Source organism: Xanthomonas hortorum, assembly GCF_040279205.1.
Taxonomy (GTDB): domain Bacteria; phylum Pseudomonadota; class Gammaproteobacteria; order Xanthomonadales; family Xanthomonadaceae; genus Xanthomonas; species Xanthomonas hortorum_F.
The window spans coordinates 1-18,448 of record NZ_JBEOLS010000040.1; the positions used below are offsets into that span (position 1 = coordinate 1).

15 protein-coding genes are annotated in these 18,448 nt (G+C 64.9%); 8 read left to right on the forward strand and 7 right to left on the reverse strand.

Annotated features, from left to right (window positions below):
• Positions 1-263: 263 nt before the first annotated feature.
• A complete protein-coding gene (gene fabR, locus ABS769_RS15065; RefSeq protein WP_006449004.1) occupies positions 264-911 on the reverse strand; it encodes an HTH-type transcriptional repressor FabR in 648 nt (215 codons plus the stop codon).
• 93 nt (positions 912-1,004) lie between these two features.
• On the opposite strand from fabR, the gene ABS769_RS15070 reads away from it, so the two are divergent.
• Both ABS769_RS15070 and ABS769_RS15075 read left to right on the forward strand, forming a co-directional pair.
• Positions 1,005-2,081, forward strand: coding sequence for a ferredoxin reductase (locus ABS769_RS15070; RefSeq protein ID WP_317062211.1), 1,077 nt, complete (start codon positions 1,005-1,007; stop codon positions 2,079-2,081).
• A 9-nt stretch (positions 2,082-2,090) separates the two neighbouring features.
• Entirely contained in the window at positions 2,091-3,215 is a 1,125-nt protein-coding gene (locus ABS769_RS15075) for a fatty acid desaturase family protein (RefSeq protein ID WP_317062210.1), read from the forward strand.
• Positions 3,216-3,449: 234 nt separating this feature from the next.
• Here ABS769_RS15075 and ABS769_RS15080 read toward each other — a convergent pair whose 3' ends face one another.
• A complete protein-coding gene (locus ABS769_RS15080; protein ID WP_317062209.1) occupies positions 3,450-5,012 on the reverse strand; it encodes an EAL domain-containing protein in 1,563 nt (520 codons plus the stop codon).
• Positions 5,013-5,396: 384 nt separating this feature from the next.
• Here ABS769_RS15080 and ABS769_RS15085 point away from each other — a divergent pair, with 384 nt between their 5' ends.
• Positions 5,397-5,573 carry a hypothetical protein gene (locus ABS769_RS15085; RefSeq protein WP_006449000.1) on the forward strand — a complete coding sequence of 59 codons (177 nt, stop codon included), beginning with the start codon at positions 5,397-5,399 and terminating at the stop codon, positions 5,571-5,573.
• A 510-nt stretch (positions 5,574-6,083) separates the two neighbouring features.
• Here ABS769_RS15085 and ABS769_RS15090 read toward each other — a convergent pair.
• The 3 genes from ABS769_RS15090 to ubiK form a co-directional block, all read right to left on the reverse strand.
• The gene (locus ABS769_RS15090) at positions 6,084-6,593 is read right to left on the reverse strand and encodes a lipocalin family protein (protein WP_104550241.1); all 510 of its coding nucleotides are present in this window, start codon (positions 6,591-6,593) and stop codon (positions 6,084-6,086) included.
• An 89-nt stretch (positions 6,594-6,682) separates the two neighbouring features.
• A complete protein-coding gene (locus tag ABS769_RS15095; RefSeq protein WP_317062208.1) occupies positions 6,683-8,203 on the reverse strand; it encodes a YifB family Mg chelatase-like AAA ATPase in 1,521 nt (506 codons plus the stop codon).
• 16 nt (positions 8,204-8,219) lie between these two features.
• On the reverse strand, positions 8,220-8,498 hold the full coding sequence (gene ubiK, locus ABS769_RS15100; protein ID WP_317062207.1) for a ubiquinone biosynthesis accessory factor UbiK: 279 nt from the start codon (positions 8,496-8,498) through the stop codon (positions 8,220-8,222).
• A 152-nt stretch (positions 8,499-8,650) separates the two neighbouring features.
• On the opposite strand from ubiK, the gene ABS769_RS15105 reads away from it, so the two are divergent.
• On the forward strand, positions 8,651-9,025 hold the full coding sequence (locus ABS769_RS15105; RefSeq protein WP_303396510.1) for a P-II family nitrogen regulator: 375 nt from the start codon (positions 8,651-8,653) through the stop codon (positions 9,023-9,025).
• A 375-nt stretch (positions 9,026-9,400) separates the two neighbouring features.
• Positions 9,401-11,374: a beta-N-acetylhexosaminidase family protein gene (locus tag ABS769_RS15110; RefSeq protein WP_317062205.1), complete on the forward strand. Its 1,974-nt coding sequence runs from the start codon at positions 9,401-9,403 to the stop codon at positions 11,372-11,374.
• Between the two features lie 340 nt (positions 11,375-11,714).
• Here ABS769_RS15110 and ABS769_RS15115 read toward each other — a convergent pair whose 3' ends face one another.
• The gene (locus ABS769_RS15115; RefSeq protein ID WP_317062203.1) at positions 11,715-12,398 is read right to left on the reverse strand and encodes an RIO1 family regulatory kinase/ATPase domain-containing protein; all 684 of its coding nucleotides are present in this window, start codon (positions 12,396-12,398) and stop codon (positions 11,715-11,717) included.
• A 561-nt stretch (positions 12,399-12,959) separates the two neighbouring features.
• On the opposite strand from ABS769_RS15115, the gene ABS769_RS15120 reads away from it, so the two are divergent.
• Positions 12,960-13,769, forward strand: a complete 810-nt coding sequence (locus ABS769_RS15120; protein WP_317062202.1) for an outer membrane beta-barrel protein — start codon at positions 12,960-12,962, stop codon at positions 13,767-13,769.
• 197 nt (positions 13,770-13,966) lie between these two features.
• On the forward strand, positions 13,967-14,578 hold the full coding sequence (locus ABS769_RS15125; protein WP_317062201.1) for a PH domain-containing protein: 612 nt from the start codon (positions 13,967-13,969) through the stop codon (positions 14,576-14,578).
• A 249-nt stretch (positions 14,579-14,827) separates the two neighbouring features.
• On the opposite strand, the gene speE is transcribed toward ABS769_RS15125, so the two are convergent.
• Complete coding sequence (gene speE, locus ABS769_RS15130; protein ID WP_317062200.1) at positions 14,828-15,685, reverse strand: polyamine aminopropyltransferase; 858 nt, start codon at positions 15,683-15,685, stop codon at positions 14,828-14,830.
• Positions 15,686-15,919: 234 nt separating this feature from the next.
• Here speE and speA point away from each other — a divergent pair, with 234 nt between their 5' ends.
• The gene (gene speA / locus ABS769_RS15135) at positions 15,920-17,806 is read left to right on the forward strand and encodes an arginine decarboxylase (RefSeq protein WP_317062199.1); all 1,887 of its coding nucleotides are present in this window, start codon (positions 15,920-15,922) and stop codon (positions 17,804-17,806) included.
• Positions 17,807-18,448: the final 642 nt, after the last annotated feature.

The window sequence follows — 18,448 nt, forward strand, 5'->3', positions numbered from 1 at the left end:
GCGTGCCGGCCAGCGGCCGGCACCTACCGATGAACGCGCCTGAAGGAAACCGCTCAAAGGTCGCGGGTTGAGGCCCTGATCAACACAGTTGCTACACGGACGTACTTGCGGCGTGTCCCGCGATGGTAGGCCGGCAAGGGCCCTGCAGAAAAGCTGAAAGATCAACCGCTCCACAATTGATCTATCCGCGCCATCCAACCACTCCAAGACAACCCAGATTTCGAGTCGCAGCGTCGTTCTTAGATGCGAAAGCACACGCACACTCAACCGCCGTGCGTACCCAGCGTGCGTGCGCCGGTCAGGATCATGCGCAGCATCTGCGATATCTGTTCGACCAGTTCGGGATCTTTTTCCGGCGGCGAATCCATCGCTACTGCGCCCATCGCAAATACCAGCCGGGTGATCGCCTTGGACACCAGTGCCGGTGCGTGCAGCTTGGCGTTGTCGGCTGCGGCCAGACGGATCAGGTCCACGCGCAGCTCGTCTTCGAAATAGCTGAGCTCGCGCTCCACTGCCTGCTTGAACGCATCCGAGCCCACTGCACCTTCGCGCAGCAGCACATGCAGCAATTTGTCGTCTGCGCGCAGCTGTTCCATGAACGCCTCGACCGAGACGCGGATGACGCTGCGGTCGGTGGAGGTGGCGCGTTGGCGGGCCTGGCCGATGATGGTGCGCAGCGAGCGCCCGGCCAGATCGATCAAGGCCACGGCGAGCTCGTCCATGTCGCGGAACTGGCGATAGAAGCTGTTGGGCGCGATGCCGGCTTCGCGTGCCACCTCGCGCAGACTCAGCGTGGACAGGCTGCGGTGCGGGCCGATCAGCGACAGCGCTGCGGCGATCAGATCCTCGCGTGAAATCGCCGGCTTGCGTGACGGCGGCGCGTCGTGGGAAGGCAGGGCGATGGAGGTCATGAGGCTGCGGCCGGTCGTGGGGATGAATCATAGCCCCTTCGGTCGATATACAACTGTATACACGTCTGTGCATGCATGCGTATAGTGCGATCCATGAACCTGGCATCTGACCCCAAGTCCAAGTCCCCGTTGCCGACGCGCCTGGCGCGCCGGCTGGTGTCGCCGCAGTTGTTCGACTTCTGGGCAACCCGGCTCAATCCCTTGTGGACCCTGGAGCGGCCGATGGCCCGCCTGGTTGCGCGCACCGCAGCCAGCCGTGATGCGGTGACCCTGGTGCTGCAGCCCAACGGCCACTGGCAGGGCCTGCAGGCCGGCCAGCACGTGAGCCTGGGCGTGGAGATCGACGGCCGTCGCCTGCTGCGCAGCTACAGCCCGACCGTGCTTGCCGATGGCCGCCTGGCGATCACCGTCAAGGCGATCGAGGGCGGTCTGGTGAGTCGCTACCTGGCAACCAATGCGGCCATCGGCACGGTGGTCTCGCTTGATCCGGCTTTCGGGGACATGCTGCTGCCGACCATACCCACCCCCTTGTTGCTGCTGGCCGCCGGCTCGGGCATCACCCCGATGCGCGCGCTGCTGCAGGCCGCCGCGCAGGCGGGCATGCCGATGGATGTGGACCTGCTGTACTGGGTGCGCCAACGTGACGAGGCCTGCTTTGTCGAAGAATTCGAAGCGTTGGCGGCGGCGCATCCGCGCCTGCGCGTGCGTTTGCTGACCACCCGCGAAGACGAAGTGCCGGCTGCGCGCGTGGATACCTATCCGTTGGAGCAGATCGCCGATCTTTCCAACCGTCATGTCATGGTCTGCGGCCCCGGCGGTTTTGTGCAGGCAGCGCGCGAGCGTTTGCAGGGGCGCGTAGCCGCGTTCCAGGCAGAAGCCTTCAGCGTGCCGACGCTGGAAGACGGCGAGGCCGGTCAGGTGCAGGTGCAGCTGTCACGCAGCGGCCGTACGCTCACCCTGCCGCGCGGCCAGTCGCTGCTGGAAGGGCTGGAAGCGCAAGGCCTGCGGCCGAAACACGGCTGCCGCATGGGCATCTGCAATAGCTGCGCCTGCGCACGCCAGTCCGGCACCACGCGCCACCTGTTGACCGGTGAGCGTAGTAACGAACCCACCGCACAGGTTCGCCTGTGCATCAGTGCCCCGAGCACTGACCTGATCCTGGATCTGTAAGGAATCTTCATGAGCCGAGTCCACAACCGTGCCCTGTCCGCTGCCGAACTGCAGTCTTTCGGCGACGAACTCGATGCCATCCGCGCCCGCGTGCAGAGCCAGGTCGGCGCTGCCGATGCGCGTTACATCCGCCGCATCGTGGCCGCCGTGCGCTGGACCGGCGTGGCCGGTCGTGCGCTGCTGTTTTTAGGTGCGTTCGTGCATAGCGTGCTGATTCCGGCGTGGATTGCCGGCGTGGTGCTGCTGACCCTGTCCAAGATCCTGGAGAACATGGAGCTGGGCCATAACGTCATGCACGGCCAGTACGACTGGATGGGCGACCCGCAGCTCAACGGCAACACCTACGAATGGGACATCGTTGCCACCGGCGACAACTGGCGCAAGACGCACAACTTCAAGCACCACACCTACACCAATGTGCGCGGCATGGACGACGACATCGGCTACGGCCTGCTGCGCATCTTCCCCGAGCAGCGCTGGCGCCCGTTCTACCTGCTGCAGCCGTTCGTGGCGGTGTTCTTCGCGCTGTTGTTCGAATGGGGCGTGGCGATCCAGGACCTGCGTCTGGGCCGCTGGTTTGCCGGCAAGATGAAAGCCGCAGAGCTGCGCGCTTCGTTTCTTCCGGTGGGCCGCAAGATGGGCCGCCAGATGCTCAAGGATTACATTGTGTTCCCGCTGCTGGCCGGCCCGTTCTTCCTGACCGTGCTGCTGGGCAATCTCGCCGCCAACGTGCTGCGCAGCATCTGGACCTTCGTGATCATCTTCTGTGGCCACTTCACCGCCGATGCGGAAGTGTTCCCGAAGGAGTCGATCCGCAACGAGTCGCGCGGCCATTGGTATCTGCGTCAGCTGCGTGGTTCCTCGAACCTCACCGGCGGCAAGCTGATGAACGTGCTGTCGGGCAACCTGAGCCACCAGATCGAGCATCACTTTTACCCGGACCTGCCGGCCAATCGCTACGCGCAGATTGCGGTGGAAGTGAAGCAGGTCTGTGCGCGCTACGGCCAGCACTACAACACCGGCTCGCTGCCGCGTCAGTTCGGCCAGGTGATGTGGCGGATCGTGCGCCACGCCTTCCCGAGCCGGCCCAAGCCGGTGCGCCGCCAACGCGAAAGCGCCTTGCAGAGCGCCTGATCAACATGTTCAAAAAGGGTCGCCATTGGCGGCCCTTTTTGTTGGGTCAGCGAAGTGGTCGCCATACGACGTTGTGCATCATCGCGCTGGCGCGGTCGGTGCCTTGCGACAGCGGTGAAGGCCTGCGCTGCGAGTCGAGCCTGCCGTTTGCGCATACCGGCCAGCGCTGTGCCTGGTGGGTCGGCGGCGCGCAGTGCCGGCTCAGATCAGGGTGTGGCGGCGCACCGCCCCCGGTCAGTGTGCGGCGCCGCGCATCAGGGCGTGATACGCGATGAAACCAGTGGCCGGCAGCGCGCGCGAGAACAGCCAGCCCTGCGCCAGATCCACGCCATGTGCGCGTAGATAATCCAGTTGCTCCTGGCGCTCCACGCCTTCGGCAATGGTGCGCAACTTCAGCGTCTTGGCCATGTCGATGATGTGCGAGGTCACCGCACTGGTAGCCGAGTGGGTGCCAATGGTGTCCACGAACGACTTGTCGATCTTCAATGCATCCAGCGGCAGCCCTTGCAGGTACTGCAGGCTCGAGTAGCCAGTGCCGAAGTCATCGATCGACACCGTGTGGCCGGCGCCGCGCAGATGGGTGATGGTGGCGCGTGCCGCATCGATATCCATCAGGCTGCGCTCGGTGGCCTCCACCCACAGCTGTCCGCTGTCCACGCCGGTGCCGCGCAGTGCTTGCGCCAGCACGGTCTGCACGCGGCCGCTCTTGATGTCGCCGGCCGAGACGTTGATGGCCACATGCAGCGACGGAATCGCCGCCAGGGTCGGGCCGAGTTCGCGGATGACTTCGGCCACCACCATGTCGGTGATCGGCAGGATCAGACCGCTCTCTTCGGCCAGCGGGATGAAGGCGTCGGGCGGGATCAGCACGCCATCGGATTGCTGCCAGCGCACCAGCGCCTCGGCACCGACGCAGGCGCCGCTATCGAGCGCGATGATCGGCTGGTAGTGCACGATGAATTCGCCGCGCTGCACCGCGCTTTCCAGCCGTGCCAAGGGAGACAGCCGCCGCCGTGAAACCCAGATCACCAGGCTGACCAGCAGCAGCGCCAATGCGATGCCGACCGGCACCGTCTGCAGGCGTGCCGCTGCCAGCGGGCCACGCAGGTAAGCGGCCGGTTCGGTGACCACCGCAGCCCAGTCGCCACGGCGGTCGCGGCCGGACAAAACCTTGGGCTGTGTTGCGTCGGCGCTGAATGCGTCGGTCGAGGGCTCGATCAACAAGTGCTCGGCCGCCGTATCGGTACTGCTCAGGATCTGCCCGTTCGGGGTGCCGATCGCCAGCTGCAGGCCGGGTGGGATGTTGATGTCGGTCAACGTGGCTGGATTGATCAGCACGTTGTAGTCGTCCAGCTGCAGCGCCATCAGCGGGTGCTGCGGATTGGCCAGCGGACGCAGGCGGGTGGTCACCGCAATGCCGCGCTTGACCACGAAATCCGGGGTGGACTGTGGAATGGCCTCTGGCAACGGCCCCCACGAGGTACAGCGCAAACGGCGCTGCTGAAAATGCCCCAGCTCCACGATGTAATGACTGGTCAGCACCAATGCGCGCATCTGCGCTAGATGCTCAGGAGAACAGCGCGGCAGCTGCGAGCCAGCCATGTTCACCAGCGCGCCGTGCGCTTCGTCGAAGGCGGCTTCGGTGCGCCGGATCGACAGCGCCGCCAGCTGGCTGAGCCTGCTCTGCTCACGATCCAGCGCCAGCCGCCACGCCAGGTAATAGGACAGGCTGATCGGAAGGGTTGCGCACAGCACCACCAGCAACACGGTCACACTGATGATGCGTTGTCGCTTCATCTCATCCCCCGCATCTGCATGGCGGCCAACTCACGCAGTGCGCCCTGGACAGTGCGCGGCAGATGTGCATTGCCGAGCCATTGGCACAATGAATGCGCCGCGCACACGGAGGCCCGATGCGCGCATGGTGACGACAGGAGACATGGACTGATGAGGCTGCACGTCGCGAATGTACGACACGCGCGTGCATTGCGCGCGTCCTCGGAGCGAAGCGGATGTGATTTTCTGCCGATGCGCATGCACCGCAGAGTGGCAAGCGGGCTTGTCAATAGGTTCACACGCCTGCACGCGATGGCACGCTAGGGTCGAAAGGTCTGCCCTCCCGTCTGGGAGCAGCGGGACAATCCGGTCCCACGCAAGACGCTTTCCGAGGAGGAATCACTCATGACAACCCAGAAAGAACGTGTCGGCGGCACCGATGCCGTGCCGATCTTCAAGATGCAGGAAACCACGCGCGACGGCGAACTCACCAAGTACGTGGTCGGCGACACCGGCGTGGCCTTCGACAGCCTGGAAGGTGCGCAGGCTGCGGCCAAGGATCTGAGCACACTCAACGGTTGAGGGCGTGCTTTAGATCCGAGGTAGTTAGTCGAGTGCGGGGTAGGCGAGGGCGCGGTGCCCTCGCCGCTCACGGGACACGCCGTAAACCCATCCCTGGGGGCTCGGTGGCGGCATCCATGCCGCCACACGGTCCCGCAATCGGCGAGGACACCGCACCAGAAAGTTGGCGGTTGCTTTGTTGAAAGCCTGCCTGTTGATCGCGTTGCGTTGCGAAGCTGATCAAACGCGCAGTTATCCAAACAACGCGCGACATGCCTTGCTTGTAACCATGCACACCGACCATTTCGACTGGTCCTTGCCCGCCCACCGTTGCGGGACCTTACGCGGCATGGATGCCGCGTAAGAGCCTACACGGACGTACTTGCGGCGTGTCCCGCGATGGTGGGCGGGCAAGGGCCCGGCAGTTAAGTTGCAGGTCGACCGCTCTACACCTGACAAAAACCTGGCTAGTCGAGGGTGCAGTGCTCTCTGGACGTTATAGGTGGCTTTGTTAAAAAGCCTAAACCCTGATCAGGAAAGCGGCTGCTCGGTCAGCCGCCCGGTATGCGGAGTGTGGATCAGCGGGGCCAGATCGAAGCCCTGCTCGCGCGCATGCGCCAGATATGCCTGGGTGATGTTCTCGTCCAGCTGCGGCAGCCGTGCCAACAGCCACAGATACTTGCGGTCGGGGCCACCGACCAGCGCGGCGGTGTAGTCCGCATCGATGCGCATCACCCAGTAATCGCCTTTGGTGAAGGGAATCCAGCGCAGGCCTTCGGGCAGGAACGTGACTTCCAGGCGCGCGTTGCTGTCGTCGATGGCGCGCGCCTCACCGACTGCTTCTTCCAGCTCGCCTTCGGCGGTCAGGCAGCGGTTCTGCACACGCACCGTGCCATCGTCCTGCAGCGAATAGTGTGCCGACACATCGGTGCAATCGGCATCCTCGAAGCGGATCGGCAGCCGCGCGATCTCGTACCAGGTGCCCAGATAACGATTCAGATCCAGGGACGGGACGGTGAGGAGTTCGGGAAGTCGGCTCATGGCGGCCTCTGCGTAGTGGAATGGCAGATGTTGTACGTGCATCGTCATGAAATACGTGTTGGGATGCTGATGCCGCTGGAGCGCCGCTATTAGGCTGCGCTTGCCGTGCCCACCGCGCGATCCAGTTTGCGGTAGCCGATCGCTTCGGTGAGATGGCGCGTGGCAATGACCGCGTTGTCGTCGAGATCGGCGATGGTGCGTGCCACGCGCAGGATGCGATGCAACGAGCGCGCGGATAGCTGCAGGTGTTCGATGGCGCGTTCCAGCAACAGCTGATCATCATTTTGCAGGCGGCAGTGATGATCGGTTTGTGCCTGGTCCAGTTGCGCGTTGGGCACGCCGGCACGTGCCAGTTGCCGCGCGCGCGCCGCGACCACGCGGGTGCGCACGCTGGCACTGTCCTCGCCGACGTTGCCGCTGCGCAGGGCCTGCGGCGGCAGGCGCGGGACCTCGACATGCAGATCGATCCGGTCCAGCAGCGGCCCGGAGATCCGGCTGCGATAACGGCCGATGGTGTCGCTGCTGCAACGGCAACGCCCGCTGCTATCGCCGGCCCACCCGCACGGACAGGGATTCATCGCAGCGACCAGTTGGAATCTTGCCGGGAAATCCACGCTGCGCGCGGCGCGCGAGATGGTGACCAGGCCCGATTCCAGCGGCTCGCGCAGCACTTCCAGCGTTTGGCGTTGCCACTCGGGCAACTCGTCCAGAAACAACACGCCGTTGTGGGCCAGCGAGATCTCGCCGGGGCGTGGATGTGTGCCGCCGCCAACCAAGGCGACCGCGCTGGCGGTGTGGTGCGGAGCCCGATAGGGGCGTTGCCGCCAGCGCACAAGATCCAGTCCGCGACCGCTGATGGAGGTAATGGCGGCGGTTTCCAGCGCCTCGGCCTCGCTGGCTTCCGGCAGCAGGCCGGGCAGGCGCGAGGCGAGCAAGGTCTTGCCGCAGCCAGGGCTACCGACCAGCAATAAATGGTGACCGCCGGCTGCGGCAATTTCCAGCGCGCGGCGGGCATGCGGTTGGCCGCGCACGTCGGCCATGTCGGGCAGAGCGCGCGCGCCGAGCGCCTGCACTGCCATTTCGGCGGCGGGCGCCTTTTGGGTGCCATTGAGCGTGGCACAGACTTCCATCAGCGTGCGCGCGGTGAAGGCTTCGACGTGGCCGGCGATGGCGGCCTCGGCACCGTTGGCCAGCGGCACGATCAGGCGGCGGCCGGCCTGCGCGGCTGCCAGCGCGGCGGGCAGCACGCCATCGACACCGCGCAATTCGCCGGTCAGGGCGAGTTCGCCGAGAAATTCGTACTCGGCCAAGGCCTGCCGGTCGATCTGCCCACTGGCGGCCAGGATGCCGAGTGCGATCGGCAGGTCGAAACGGCCGCCTTCCTTTGGCAAGTCGGCCGGGGCCAGGTTGATGGTGATGCGCCGTGCCGGGAATTCGAACTGTGCGCACAGCAGCGCGGCACGCACGCGTTCGCGTGATTCGCGCACTGCCGCCTCGGGCAGGCCCACGATCTGGGTGGAGGGAAGACCGCCGGAGAGATGCACTTCCACCCGAACCTCAGGCGCATGCACCCCCACGCGGGCACGGCTGTGCACCAGCGCCAGACTCATGGTGGAGGGCCTTAGGTCAGGGAGTGGTGGGTGGCGCTGCGGGCGGCGCGCCGGGCGCGCGTGCTTCCAGTGCGGCGATGGCCTGTTCCAGGGCATCGAGTTTTTCGCGGGTGCGCAGCAACACCGCACGCTGCACGTCGAACTCTTCGCGGGTGACCAGGTCCAGCTTGCCCAGGCCGGCCTGCAGTGCGCCCTTGAAGGTGCTCTGCAGTTCTTCGCGCGATTGGCGCAGGCCCGGCGGCACCAGGTCGCTGAGGCGGCGGGCGAGGTCGTCGAGCTGATTGAAATCGATCATGGGGTTCTCCGCAGGTCCGTAGGAAGCCTAGTGCAGGCCGGAACACGCGGGACATCGGCAAGGCAGTCGGCAGGCGGTAAGGATAGTCCCATTCGGCTGTCGGTCGCGGTGAGGGCGATGCACATGAGATGAGTGTTGCGGCCGTCCACGGTATGCTGCGCGACCGTCATGCCCTGGGATCTGCACCGATGAAAATGATCATGGCCATCGTCAAACCGTTCAAGCTCGACGATGTGCGCGAAGCGCTCGCCGGCTGCGGGGTGGCGGGCATCACGGTGACCGAGGTCAAGGGCTTCGGCCGGCAGAAGGGCCACACCGAGTTGTATCGCGGCGCCGAGTATGTGGTCGATTTCCTGCCCAAGGTGAAGATCGAAGTGGCGGTGACCGACGACCAGGCCGAGCGCGTGGTCGAAGCCATCGTTGCTGCTGCCGGCACCGGCAAGATCGGCGACGGCAAGGTGTTCGTCTACGACCTCGGCACCGTGGTGCGCATCCGCACTGGCGAGCTGGATAGCGACGCGTTGTAAGGCGTCAGCGAGACGCCAGCCGCCGCCATTGCTGATTGGCAATGCTGCGGGCAGTACGCATGTGCCGCGTGCCGCGTGGCTGCAATGCGGTCCTCCGATGCCTGCGTGGAGTTTGAAGTCGGCTCACATCCGATTGAGCGGCTTGACCGTGGTTTACCGAGTACTTCACTTGACGACGCGCCCACACGGCCGCTCATACCATTTCAATACCGCAGGTCGGGCCCGGTACCGACGTACAGCACGGCATGAACCTCGCGCTCGCCAGTCGATGTCCAGGCATTGATGAGCAGTGGCACATCGCAACACTCCTGACTTGTCCAGGCCCGACGACTTGCCTACTCTAGGGGTAATACCATTTCAATACCGGAGTTCGGAATGAAGCGACGTGATGGCAAGTCGGGCTTGCGCCTGCTTCCGGTCCTGGTGGCGCTAAGCCTGACGGCCCCCGCGCTGGCGCAGCCGGTCACACAGCCGGCGATCTTTCCGACCCCGACGTCCATCGCGCTGGAGGGCGGCACCGTCACGCTCGGTCGGTCGGTCGTGCTGGTGGTGGCGCCGGGTGCGGACCCGGCGTCGGTCGCGCTGGTGCGCCGCATCCTCGGCACCGCTGGCGTGACCAAGATCTCCACCGCATCGCGTTTGCCTGCCACGCTCGACCGCCCGCACATCGTGCTCGGCACCGGCGAGACGGCAGTGGTGCGCGATGCGCTGACCCGCAGCAAGGCGCTGCAGGACACCCACAAGGAGGGCTATACGCTCGCCAGCGTGGCCCTGGGCACCGGCAGCCTGATCACGCTGGCCGGTCACGATAACGATGGCTTGTTCCATGCCGCGCAGACGCTGCGCCAACTGGTCGCGCGTCCGGCCATTCCGACCCTGGCGATCCAGGATCATCCGGCGATGCCGATCCGCGGCACCATCGAAGGCTTCTACGGCGCGCCATGGTCGATGGCCGACCGCAGCAAGCACATCGAGTTTCTCGCCCGCGGCAAGGCCAACACTTTCATCTACAGCCCCAAGGACGACCCGTACGCGCGTGATCGCTGGCGCGACGCGTACCCGGCTGCGACGCTGAAGGCGCTGGGCAAGCTGGCGGCCACCGCCAAGCGCAACCATGTCGACTTCGTCTATGCGATCTCGCCGGGGCCGACGGTGTGCTTCTCCGATCCAGCCGACGCCAAGGCGCTGCTGCGCAAGTTCGATGCCTTCCGCGCGCTGGGCGTGCGCAGCTTTTATGTGGCGCTGGACGATATCGAATACACCAAGTGGAATTGCGAGCGCGACAAGACCACGTTTGGCGCGTCCGGCGCGCAGGCGGCCGGCATCGCGCAGTCGCATCTGCTCAATCTGGTGCAGGCCGATCTGGTCGCCCGCCACGATGCGTCGTCGGAGCTGATCATGGTGCCGACCGAGTATTTCGACGCCAAGGAAAGCCCGTACAAGGAAGCGCTGCGCAAGCACCTGGACCCGAAGATCGTGGTGCAGTGGACCGGCACCGACGTGGTGCCGCCGGCCATTTCCATTCCCGATGCACGCGCGGCGACCAAGGCATTCGGTCGCAAGACGCTGCTGTGGGACAACTACCCGGTCAACGATTTCGAAACCTCGGCCGGGCGCTTGCTGATGGCGCCATATGCGCGGCGCGAGGCCGGCCTGTCGGCGGAGTTGTCCGGCATCGTCTCCAACCCGATGAATCAGGAAGTGCCCAGCCGCGTCGCGGTGATGGGGCTGACCGCGTTCGCGTGGAACGACAAGGATTACGACGCGCAGCGCACCTGGCATGCGGCCGCACGCGACTTGGCCGGGGGCGATGCGCAGGTGACCGCCGCGCTGCTGACCTTCTTCGATACCCAGCATCTGGCGCCGACCTTCGGTAGCCAGCCTTGGCAGGAACAGGCGCCGCGCCTGAAGGCCGTGCTCGATCATGTGCGCGAGGCGATTGCGCTGGGCGATGCGGCAGCGCGCGGCCAGGCCATCGCCGAGCTGGCGCGCATGGCGGACGAGATTGCTGCCGCGCCGCAGATCATTCGCGAAGGCGTGGCCGACAAGGGCTTTGCGGAACAATCGCGCCCCTGGCTGGAGGCGATGCAAGGCTGGGGCCGCGCGCTGCAGCAGACTGCTTCCGGCCTGGATGCCGCCAATCGCGGTGATGCGCAGGCGGCAGTTGCGTTTACCGATGCGAAGCAGAGTGCCGCCGAAGCCGCAGCGATCCCCTCGATTCCCGGCGCCACGCGCTTCGGTGGCCCGGTCAAGATCGCCGATGGCGTGCTTGACCGCTTCGTCGCCGACGCGCCGCGCCTGATCGCCTACCGCGCGCAGTCGGCAGCCGAAGCGGCAAACGCGCAGTGACGACCTTGGGCGGCGACCGGACGACGGCCTAGCCACTAGACAGGCGTCGCCGGTGCGCGGCATCGACGCGTACCCCTGTCCACTGCGGTTCCCCCCGCGCCGTTGCGCACCACCTGGCGATTGCTCGCCAGGTGGATAGGCGCACCGTTGGCGTGTCATCGGGATGGTCAGGCGTGCAGCCCGGTGGGCGTGGCCCGCGTCGCCGGATCAGCATGCGGCACGCAGATCGAGATGCGTTGTGCCCTGCGCTGGTGCTGGATGCATGGCGCGATTGCGCGTCACCGCCCAGGTGCCGCGCCCCCGCGCGCCGCCTGGCCGGCAGGTGACGGCAACTTGCCGGTCAGCGGGTTTCGTTCGGCGCTACCGGCTGCGCATCGCGCTTCAGGTGCCGATACAGCCGCTTCCAGCTGCCGCGCATGGTGCGTACCCAACGCGGCTCGGCGCTGCGTGCGGCCTCGTCGGCGGTCGGCGCGATACCGGCCAGGCGCTGGCGCATCTTCTGGAAATTGGCCAAGTCACTGCGCTGCAGTTGACGCGCCAGCGTGCCGCGCCGCAACCAGCGCGGGAAGCGCCAGGCCGAGGTGAAATCGATCAGCACCGGCACGCCGGCACTGATCACCACATTGGTGCCGTGCAGATCGTTGTGGGTGATGCCGACTGCGTGCAGACGGCGCAGCGCCTGCTGCAGCTGCTGGAACACCTCCTGGCCGACCACCGCGCTGGCGCTGAGGGTGTCGCCCGGAATGAACTCCATGCCCAGTGCCAGCCCGCCCAGCGTGCCGAGCAGGGCCGGCGCATGCCGCCAGCCGTGCAGGCGGGCCAGCATCTTGGACTCGTGCCGCACCATCAGCCGCGCGATCGGCGCCAGCAGCGTACGGCGGTAGCGGCTGTAGTCCTTGACCACCGCCAGTTGCCCATCCAGATGCGTGCGATAGACGTTGGGCTCGAGCAGCCGGGTGCCCTGCTTGAGCAGCACGGGCGTGACGATTTGCAGGCTGGAGGTGTCCAGCGGCTGGTAGTGCATGGCAAGTCTCCGGACCTTGGCGGCGCGGAGGAATCACGCGTCTGGCAGGTTCACGATGATCGAGGGGGATCGGTCCGGTGAATTTTAGAACTTGCGAGTATTGAAAACATTTGTTAAAAAAATGAAATGTTCCGGGAGTGGAACGGCTCGAAGAATCAACAGCTTGCAGAGTCAGCTGCGATCAATGTTGTCGGTATCTCCGTGCGACGCGCTGCTTGCAGCGAGCGTGCATTTAGCGCATCGCGTGCCGCGCCCGTCGGCACAAGCGCTCACCGGAACGCTGGTTGGCCGCTCTGCACGCCAACAGGCAGCGATCACAGTCCTTCTTGACAGGTGCTGAGACTCGATTCACTGTGCCGGCTGCGGTCAGGGGGCTGCATCACGCGTCAGTACCGGCACGCCCACACGGGCGATGCCTGAAGCCGAGTACGCGCACGATCCTGTGATGCTGGGGAAGCCCCCGAATTGGACAGCAACTGCGCCACTTCCGGACGCCGCCAGGTCATGCCTGCGTGCGCATGGATGCGGGGGACGATGGAGTACGACTCATTGGGGAATGCGATGAAAAGGACCGCAACATGGCTGTTGGCCTGCACGGCGCTGGGCTGCGTTTCGGACGCGGCCGCGCAGTCGTTGTCGCGTGGCTGGGACAATTATCGGCAACAGCAAAAACAGCAGGCTGGCACCCAGGGAGCCACTGCACCAGCAGCGCCACCGTCCGGCCCCTCGCAAGACGGTACCGCCGCAGGACAGACGGCAGTGCAAGACAGCGCAGCCGGCGAGACCGGCGGATTCACCACGGTGACGGCGCAGACGCCCGCAGCGGCGGCACCGCCCGCACCGGTGCCCGCCTACGTTGCGCCTGCGCCGCGCGAACAAGAACAGCGCCTCAAGAGCGGCATGTTCTTGGGCGCGCAGGGCGGTGAAGCCAAGGTGTTCGAGGGCAACAAGCAGGACATGGCGGGCTTCAACGTCGGTTACCGCTGGCGTGCTGGTCCGGTCACGCTGGTCGGCATTGAAGTGGCCACCGGAAAGGTCGACGGTTCGAAGGATGCGGATGGCTTTGTCGTCATTCCGACAGTGGACTTCGGCAGCATCGGTGGAACGGCGCGCTTCAACTTCGGCGACACCCCTGTGTTCGCTCTGGTACGCATGGGCTATTGGGGAGGCGAGGCAAAAGGCGAGGACTACACCGAGCGTGTTTACGGCGCATATCTGGGTGCGGGCCTCGGTGTGGATATCGGCAAGCATTTCAGTCTGAGCGCGCTCTACACGAACTACCTGTACGCCGACGAGTACTACGACGACTACGAAGACATCACCATCAATCGTGCCGAAGTGCTGAGCTTCGGCGCCGAAGTCCGCTTTTGAGCCGGCGATAGAAAAACAGCGTTGTGCACACAGCAAGGCGGATGGCGACATCCGCCTTGTTGCCGTTGGGCTGTATGAAGCGCTCGGTGATCCGGTACTGCGCACGCTTGGTCGGAGCTCTGATCGGCACCACGAAGGCGCGGATGTGGTGTCATACAAGACAACGCTGCGGCGCAAGCAATCACGACGAGGAAGGTATGGAAGTCTTTACGCAATTCCTGACCGACGAGCAGGACCCGGTGGCCGTGGGCAAGATCCTGCCCAAGGTGAACGAGCTGCTGACACGGGACGAGCAGGTCGAGTACATCGCGGTGCAGAAGAAAATGGTCGTGAACCTGTCGCCGGCCGCGGTGGTGCTGACCAATCGCAGATTCATCGTGGTGCATCCCACGCTGTTCGGGATGACGTTTCGCGATGTCCCCTGGCGCGAGGTGCTCGACGTGCATATGAGCGAGCAGATGCTGGGCGCGACGATCATGTGCCGCACCACGCAGGGCGGCTACCTGTCCATCGACAGCCTGCCCAAGAAACAGGCGCGGCGGGTCTACGCCTATGCCCAGCAGGTGGAAGAATCGGCCCACGAAAAACGCCAGCAGCTGGAGTTCGACAAGTTGCGTGCGTCGGCCGGCGGTGTGGTGGTGCATGCGCCTGCAGCGCAGGGCGTGGCGCCTTCAGTGCCAGCGACTGCGGTGGCCGGCGCGGATGATCCGATGCAGGTGCTGAGCAAGCTCAAGCAGCTGCTGGATGCCGGGTTGGTCACCCAGGAAGAGTTCGACGCCAAAAAGGCTGAAGTGCTGGCGCGGCTCTAGGGCTGGCAAACGAAGAACTGGGCTGGCGGCACTGCGCGCACAAGCCTCAGGTAGATGCGTGCCGCAGCAGGGGAGCGTAGTGCACACATGGCCCTGTCGATGCTGCGCGACACTGCGAGCATCGCCAGCACGCTTGTAAGCGGTGCTGTCTTCGCCCCCTCAATCTGCAGAACCAGCGCACGCGAACGATGCGCCGGTTCTTTTCAATCAGGCCGGCGCGCAGCAAGCGGCGCCAGCCGGATGACATGCTTACTCGCCCAGCGCCTTGGCCACGAACGGCGGCGCAACTAGCACGCCGGTGTGCAGATGCGCGGTGTAGTACAGCGTCTCGAAACCCTTGGCCTGCGCATCGTTTTGGCGGAACGCGAAATCGGCGTTGGCCTGCTTGCTGGCCATGGTCACGCTCCACCAGCCGGTGGGGTAGCACGGCTGCGGGAACGGCAGGGTCTTGAACGACTGGAAGCCGGCCTTGCCCATTTCGGTGCGCATTTCCTTGATCAGCTCCAACAGCGCCAGCGGCGATTCGGATTGCTGCACCAGGATGCCGTCGTCCTTCAGCGCCTTGAAGCAGCTGTCGTAGAATGCCTTGTTGAATAGGCCTTCGGCCGGGCCGACCGGGTCGGTGGAATCGACGATCACGATATCCACGCTGCCGGCCGGGCAGTTGGCCATATAGGCCACGCCGTCGTCGAACAGCAGCTCGGCACGCTTATCGTGGTTGGAATCGCACAACTCGGGGAAATACTTCTCCGACATGCGCGTGACCTGCTCGTCGATATCGCACTGGGTGGCGCTTTCCACGCCCGGGTGCTTGAGCACCTCGCGCAGCGTGCCGCAGTCGCCGCCGCCGATGATCACCACGCGCTTGGGCGCGGGGTGGGTGAACAGCGCCGGGTGGCTGATCATCTCGTGATAGAAGAAGTTGTCGCGGGTGGTGAGCATCACCGCGCCATCGATGAGCATCAGCTTGCCCCAGTCGGTGGTCTGGTAGATCTCGATCTTCTGGAACGGGGACTGCACCTCGTCCAGCTTGCCGCTGATGCGGAAGCCGATCGCCGAGCCGGTGGGCTGGAAGTGTTCGATGTACCAGTTGTCGTTGGCGCTCATGCAAAATCCTAAAAAGAAGGGGGCTGTTCCTTCTCCCACTTAGGAGAAGGTGGCGCAAAGCGCCGGATGAGGGTCGGGCGCAGCCTCATGCACCAAGCTGCTGACGGCAATACCGAACCTCACCAACCCCACTCCAACCAGGAGCGGGGCATCAAGTCGGCGCGGATTGTAACGGACCCTGCGCGTGCCAGGCGTTACACTTCACGCCCTTTTTGCCCCAGCCGAGTCAGCGAAATGAGCGATTGGTCCCTCGACCAAGCCCGCAAGACCTATTCGATCCCGCATTGGGCCGACGGGTATTTCGATGTGAACGCCGCCGGCCACGTGGTGGTCACCCCCACCGTCGACGGCCCGTCGGTGTCGTTGCCCGAGGTGGTGGACGCCGCGCGCGCAGCCGGCGCCAAGCTGCCGCTGCTGGTGCGTTTCCCGGACATCCTGGGCCAGCGCCTGGGCAAGCTGCAGGCCGCGTTCGCGCAGGCGCAGTCCGAATGGGATTACGCCGGCGGCTACACGGCCGTGTATCCGATCAAGGTCAACCAGCATCGCGGCGTGGCCGGCACGCTGGCCAGCCACCACGGCGAGGGCTTTGGCCTGGAAGCGGGCAGCAAGCCCGAGTTGATGGCGGTGCTGGCACTGTCGCGCCCGGGCGGGCTGATCGTCTGCAACGGCTACAAGGACCGCGAATACATCCGCCTGGCGCTGATCGGGCGCAAGCTCGGCCTGCAGACCTTCATCGTCATCGAAAAGCCCTCCGAGCTGAAGCTGGTGCTGGAAGAGGCGCGCGCGCTGGACGTCAAACCGGGTCTGGGCGTGCGCATGCGCCTGGCCTCGCTTGGCGCGGGCAAGTGGCAGAACAGCGGTGGCGACAAGGCCAAGTTCGGGCTGTCGCCGCGCCAGGTGCTGGATCTGTGGAAGACGCTGCGCGACACCGAATACGCCGACTGCCTGCAGTTGCTGCATTTCCACATGGGCTCGCAGATTTCCAACGTGCGCGACATCGCCAACGGCATGCGCGAGGCCACGCGCTATTTCGTGGAGCTCTCGCGCCTGGGCGCCAAGATCAGCCATGTCGATGTCGGCGGAGGCCTGGGTATCGATTACGAAGGCACGCGCTCGCGCAGCTATTGCTCGATCAACTACGGCCTGCATTCCTACGCCAGCAACATCGTGCAGCCGCTGGCCAATGCCTGCGAAGAGCATGGCCTGACCCCGCCGCGCATCGTCACCGAATGCGGCCGCGCGATGACCGCCCACCACGCGGTGCTGATCGCCAACGTGTCCGAAGTGGAGCAGGCGCCGGAAGGTCGCGTGCCCGACGCGCACGACGACGAACCGGCAGCGATTCGCCACCTGCGCGAGATCCACGATGAGCTAGACGTGCGCCCGGCGGTGGAACTGTTCCAGGAGGCGCAGCACTTCCATGCCGAGGGCCTGAGTGCGTATGCATTGGGCCAGATCGACCTGACCCATCGCGCGCGTATCGACGATCTGTTCTACGCGATCGCCCATGGCGTGCGTGCACGCCTGAGCTTCGACGAAAAGAGCCACCGCCCGGTGCTGGACGAGCTCAACGAGAGGCTGGTGGACAAGTACTTCGTCAACTTTAGCGTGTTTGAATCGATCCCGGACGTGTGGGCGATCGACCAGGTGTTCCCGATCGTGCCGATCGAACGCTTGAACGAAGCGCCGCAGCGGCGCGGCATCATCGCCGACATGACCTGCGATTCGGACGGCATGGTCAAGACCTACGTCGAGAACGAAAGCCTAGACAGCTCGATGCCGCTGCATACGTTGAACCCGGGCGAGAGCTATCGCATCGGCTTTTTCCTGGTCGGCGCCTACCAGGAAATCCTCGGCGATATCCATAACCTGTTCGGCGATACCGATGCGGTGGAAGTGGCCGTGGACGGCGATGGCTATCGCATTGCGCAGCAGCGCCGTGGCGATACCACCGATGTGATGCTGGATTACGTGGGCTATCAGCTGGACACGCTGCGTGCGACCTATGCCGAGCGCATCGCCGCCGCACAGCTGTCGCCGGAGTGTGCGCAGGAATTGCACGACGCCTTGGAAGCCGGGCTGACCGGTTATACCTATCTGTCCGACGAACCGTTGGGCTGAAGCAGTACGCGCGCTGCGGCAGACGCCGTGGCGCGCAGGCAGTGCCGATGCAAGATCAGCACTGATTCCGCGGCGCCGCAGCTGTGTAGAAAGAGCTGCATAGACGAGTGAGCAGTCGTAAAGCGGACGCGGCCGGCGATCGGCCTTGGCATGAATCTGTTGGGCACCGCCCTGCCAGCGTGCCTTGATGGCCGCTTGCCACCGCTCAGTCACGCACGCATGACCCCGGGCAGACGCGCACCGGCGCAGTCCACACAACGCAGCGCACTGTGACCCGCGCGACCCCGCGCCGTTGATCTACAGAGTGCCGCAGTCGTATGACATCCAAACGACCGACGCATGATCGAACGAATGCACGCGCTATATGTGTCGCAAGCGATGCCGCATGTTGTGCAGTGATTTGTCTGGTAGCGCAGATATATCAACACTGCCGCGCGCAGTGGTCTTATGAATTGCGGTCTTTATGCAATGCGGAGAACGCAAATCCGCCTGCAATTTCGCCTGCAATCACGCCCCTGCCGTATCGACGCGACATGCGTCGCGTTTTGTGTGTGGCGCTGCATGCAGTGCCGAATCCCAAACAGACGTATGTATCCAGAACACTAATTGAAATCACACTTCTGTAAAAACATCTGCAGGAAA

Bases quoted from the DNA above. Each gene is read 5' to 3' on its own strand.
- ABS769_RS15095 (WP_317062208.1), bottom strand. From the start codon at position 8,203: ATGAGTCTGGCGCTGGTGCACAGCCGTGCCCGCGTGGGGGTGCATGCG.
- speA (WP_317062199.1), top strand. From the start codon at position 15,920: ATGAGCGATTGGTCCCTCGACCAAGCCCGCAAGACCTATTCGATCCCG.
- fabR (WP_006449004.1), bottom strand. From the start codon at position 911: ATGACCTCCATCGCCCTGCCTTCCCACGACGCGCCGCCGTCACGCAAG.
- ABS769_RS15080 (WP_317062209.1), bottom strand. From the start codon at position 5,012: ATGAAGCGACAACGCATCATCAGTGTGACCGTGTTGCTGGTGGTGCTG.
- ABS769_RS15090 (WP_104550241.1), bottom strand. From the start codon at position 6,593: ATGAGCCGACTTCCCGAACTCCTCACCGTCCCGTCCCTGGATCTGAAT.
- ABS769_RS15115 (WP_317062203.1), bottom strand. From the start codon at position 12,398: ATGCACTACCAGCCGCTGGACACCTCCAGCCTGCAAATCGTCACGCCC.
- ABS769_RS15085 (WP_006449000.1), top strand. From the start codon at position 5,397: ATGACAACCCAGAAAGAACGTGTCGGCGGCACCGATGCCGTGCCGATC.
- ABS769_RS15125 (WP_317062201.1), top strand. From the start codon at position 13,967: ATGGAAGTCTTTACGCAATTCCTGACCGACGAGCAGGACCCGGTGGCC.
- ABS769_RS15070 (WP_317062211.1), top strand. From the start codon at position 1,005: ATGAACCTGGCATCTGACCCCAAGTCCAAGTCCCCGTTGCCGACGCGC.
- speE (WP_317062200.1), bottom strand. From the start codon at position 15,685: ATGAGCGCCAACGACAACTGGTACATCGAACACTTCCAGCCCACCGGC.
- ABS769_RS15075 (WP_317062210.1), top strand. From the start codon at position 2,091: ATGAGCCGAGTCCACAACCGTGCCCTGTCCGCTGCCGAACTGCAGTCT.
- ABS769_RS15120 (WP_317062202.1), top strand. From the start codon at position 12,960: ATGAAAAGGACCGCAACATGGCTGTTGGCCTGCACGGCGCTGGGCTGC.
- ubiK (WP_317062207.1), bottom strand. From the start codon at position 8,498: ATGATCGATTTCAATCAGCTCGACGACCTCGCCCGCCGCCTCAGCGAC.
- ABS769_RS15110 (WP_317062205.1), top strand. From the start codon at position 9,401: ATGAAGCGACGTGATGGCAAGTCGGGCTTGCGCCTGCTTCCGGTCCTG.
- ABS769_RS15105 (WP_303396510.1), top strand. From the start codon at position 8,651: ATGCTGCGCGACCGTCATGCCCTGGGATCTGCACCGATGAAAATGATC.